Below are 3270 nucleotides of genomic sequence, written 5' to 3'. Positions count from 1 at the left end.
GCCCAGGCGTAGGCGGCGGTGTCGACGACCTCGTCGCCCATGCCGGCAGCGGACGGCCAGGCCGCCGCGCTCGACGCCGGGCTCGGAGACCGCGACCAGGTGCCACTCGATGGCGTCCTGCTCGGTGCTCAGGTCGACGCCCGGGTCGCGCAGCGTCGTCTCGGTGCGGTCGGCGTGCGAGCCGCGCACGGTGACGCAGGTCAGGTCGCGCTCGGGCTGCAGCGTGTCGGTGTAGACGGCGACCCGGCCGGCGCCGGCGTCCTCGGGGATCCGGTCGTTCACCCGGGTCACCTCGGCCTCGCGCAGCGGGTCCCAGTCGCCGGCCGCGACGGCCACCGCGGTCATCCAGGAGCCGAGGGCCAGGAGCAGCGCGAGCAGGTACCACAGCGGGCTCGTCGGTCTCACCGGCTCACCTTCGCACACGGTCCCTGCCGGGACGACGAAGCGGCCCCCGAGTCGTGCTCGGGGGCCGCTGCGCGTCGTGCGGGTCGGGTCAGAACGCCGACTCGTCCAGCTCCATGACGTCCAGGTCGACGGCCTCGGCGATCGCCCGCTCGGCGGTGATCTTGGGCAGCACCTGGCGGGTGAACCACTGGGCGGCGGCGACCTTGCCCTCGTAGAAGGCCTTGTCGTTCGCCGACGGCGTGCCGTCGAGCTTGGCCAGCGCGACCTCGGCGCCGCGCAGCAGCAGCCACGACGTCACCATGTCGCCCAGGACGTACAGCAGGCGCGTGGTGTTCAGGCCGACCTTGTACAGGTTCTTGAGGTCGCCCTTCTCGTCGGCCGGGTTCGACGCCATGAGGTCGTTGAACAACGCGCCGAGGATGGCCTGGGTGTCCTCCAGGCCCTTGGCCAGCAGCTCGCGCTCGAGCTTGAGCCGGCCGTTGCCCGCCTCGTTGTCGATGAACGACTGGATCTGCTCGTTCAGGAAGCCGACGGCGCGGCCCTTGTCCTTGACGATCTTGCGGAAGAACAGGTCCTGGCCCTGGATCGCCGTGGTGCCCTCGTAGAGCGTGTCGATCTTGGCGTCGCGGACGTACTGCTCGATCGGGTACTCCTGCAGGAAGCCCGAGCCGCCGAAGGTCTGCAGGGACTCGGTGCCCAGCAGCGTCCACGAGCGCTCCGAGCCGTAGCCCTTGACGATCGGGAGCAGGAAGTCGTTCATGGACTCGGCCAGCGAGGCGTCCTCGCCCGCGGCCTTCTTGACCATGATCTCGTCCTGGAAGGTGGCCGTGTAGAGCATGAGCGAGCGCATGCCCTCGGCGTAGGCCTTCTGCGTCATGAGCGAGCGGCGCACGTCGGGGTGGTGCGTGATGGTGACGCGCGGGGCCGTCTTGTCGGCGGACTGCGTCAGGTCGGCGCCCTGGACGCGCTCCTTGGCGTACTCGAGCGCGTTGAGGTAGCCGGTCGACAGCGTCGCGATGGCCTTGGCACCGACCATCATGCGGGCGTTCTCGATGACCTGGAACATCTGCGCGATGCCGTTGTGCACCTCGCCGAGCAGCCAGCCGCGGGCGGGCTCCTTCTCGCCGAAGGTGACCTCGCAGGTCGTGGAGACCTTGAGGCCCATCTTCTTCTCGACGTTGGTGACGTAGGCGCCGTTGCGCTCGCCGGTCAGCTCGCCGGTCTCGAGGTCGAAGTGGTGCTTGGGGACGAGGAACAGGCTCAGGCCCTTGGTGCCCGGGCCGCCGACGCCCTCGATGCCCACGGGACGCGCGAGCACGAGGTGCATGATGTTCTCGCTCATGTCGTGCTCGGCCGACGTGATGAAGCGCTTGACGCCCTGGATGTTCCAGGTGCCGTCCTCGTTGAGCGTCGCCTTGGTGCGGCCGGCGCCGACGTCGGAGCCCGCGTCGGGCTCGGTCAGCACCATCGTGGCGCCCCACTGGCGCTCGACCATGTGCTCGGCGATCTTCTTGTCGCGCTCGGTGCCGTTCTCGAACACGACGCGCGAGAAGCCGGCGCCGGCGGAGTACATCCAGATGGCCGGGTTGGCGCCCAGGACGAACTCGGCCGAGCCCCACACGAGCGAGCTGGGGACGCGCTGGCCGCCGAGCTCCTCGGGGATCTGCATGCGCCACCACTCGGCGTCCATCCACGTCTTGTACGACTTCGCGAACGCCTCGTTCATGACCGCCGAGCTGGTCGCGGGGTCGAAGACCGGCGGGTTGCGGTCGGCGTCCTCGAAGGAGGACGCGAGGTCCTCGCGGGAGAGGCGCTCGATCTCGCCCAGGATGCTCCGCGCGGTGTCGGCGTCGACCTCGTCGAAGGGGCCCTGGCCGAGGACGGAGCCTCGGTCGAACAGCTCGAAGAGGTTGAACTCGACGTCGCGCAGGTTGCTCTTGTAGTGGCTCATGGGCCGGTTCCTCACAGGGTGTCTCTGGTGCCGGGACCCCAGCGGCACGAGGCGAGGAGCCAGCGTGCTACTGGTTAGTAACTTCAGTATCCCCTGCGGGAGGCCGCACGACAAGGGCGGGGTCGGAATCGGCGAGCCGCGCCGGGAGGTCGGCCAGGGAGTCCAGGACGAGCGCGGCACCGGCGACGGTCAGCTCCTCGGCCGAGCACGGGCCCGTGGTGACCCCCACGCCGGGGACGCCGGCGATCCGGGCGGCGTCCATGTCGTGCACGTGGTCGCCGACGTAGAGCGTGGCGCGCTCGGCCACCAGGACGTCCGCCTTGCCGCCGCGCCACACGTCGCCGTGGACGGCGTCGACGGGCAGGTGCAGGTGCTGGACGTGCAGGTCGGCGTTGCGCTGGGCCTTCGCGGTGACGAGCAGGGTGCGTCCGCGCTCGGCGGCGGCCTCGAGCGCCTCGCGGGCGCCGGGCAGCAGCGTGACGCGGTCGACGGCGATGGCCGGGTAGAGCGCCCGGTAGCGGTCGGCCATCTCGGGGACGGCCTCGGTGGGGAACCAGTGGGCCAGCTCGGCCTCGACCGGCGGACCGAGCCGCGAGACGACGAGGTCGGAGTCGATGGCGGTGCCGGTGCGCGCCGCGAGCTCGTCGTACACCGCCTTGATGCCCGGCCGGGAGTCGATGAGGGTCATGTCGAGGTCGAAGCCGGTGCAGGTCACGTCCCGACCCTAGGCTGTGTGTCCGTGTCCGCCTCCCGAGTCCTGCAGCGCCCGGACCGGCTGTGGGTCGACCTGCCGCTGGCCGTCGCGTTCGGCGGCTTCGGCCTGCTGATCAGCCCCGACTACGGGCTCGGCACCGGCGGCGTTCCCGCGCTGCTCGTCATGGTCGCGGCGCTCGCCGTGCGCCGGGTCGCGCGGC

General features: G+C 70.9%; 3 protein-coding genes. All 3 read right to left on the bottom strand.

All coding sequences use genetic code 11. The annotated features are described in order from the left end of the window. Nucleotides 1–405: hypothetical protein (locus AC2W7G_RS12350; protein ID WP_485868702.1), on the bottom strand; the 405-nt coding region annotated here is incomplete at its 3' end. A gap of 88 nt (nt 406–493) precedes the next feature. Continuing rightward, nucleotides 494–2356, bottom strand: coding sequence for an acyl-CoA dehydrogenase (locus AC2W7G_RS12345; protein ID WP_485868701.1), 1863 nt, complete (start codon nt 2354–2356; stop codon nt 494–496). A gap of 67 nt (nt 2357–2423) precedes the next feature. Then, nucleotides 2424–3071, bottom strand: a complete 648-nt coding sequence (locus AC2W7G_RS12340) for an HAD family hydrolase (protein ID WP_485868700.1) — start codon at nt 3069–3071, stop codon at nt 2424–2426. Nucleotides 3072–3270 lie beyond the last annotated feature (199 nt).

The organism is Aeromicrobium sp. PFPM2_SD2, assembly GCF_057364525.1.
The sequence above is the reverse complement of the archived record's forward strand: the minus strand, read 5'-3'. Positions and strand labels throughout refer to the sequence as shown.

Coding starts and splice junctions, on each gene's coding strand:
- AC2W7G_RS12345 (WP_485868701.1), bottom strand. CDS start 2,356: ATGAGCCACTACAAGAGCAACCTGCGCGACGTCGAGTTCAACCTCTTC.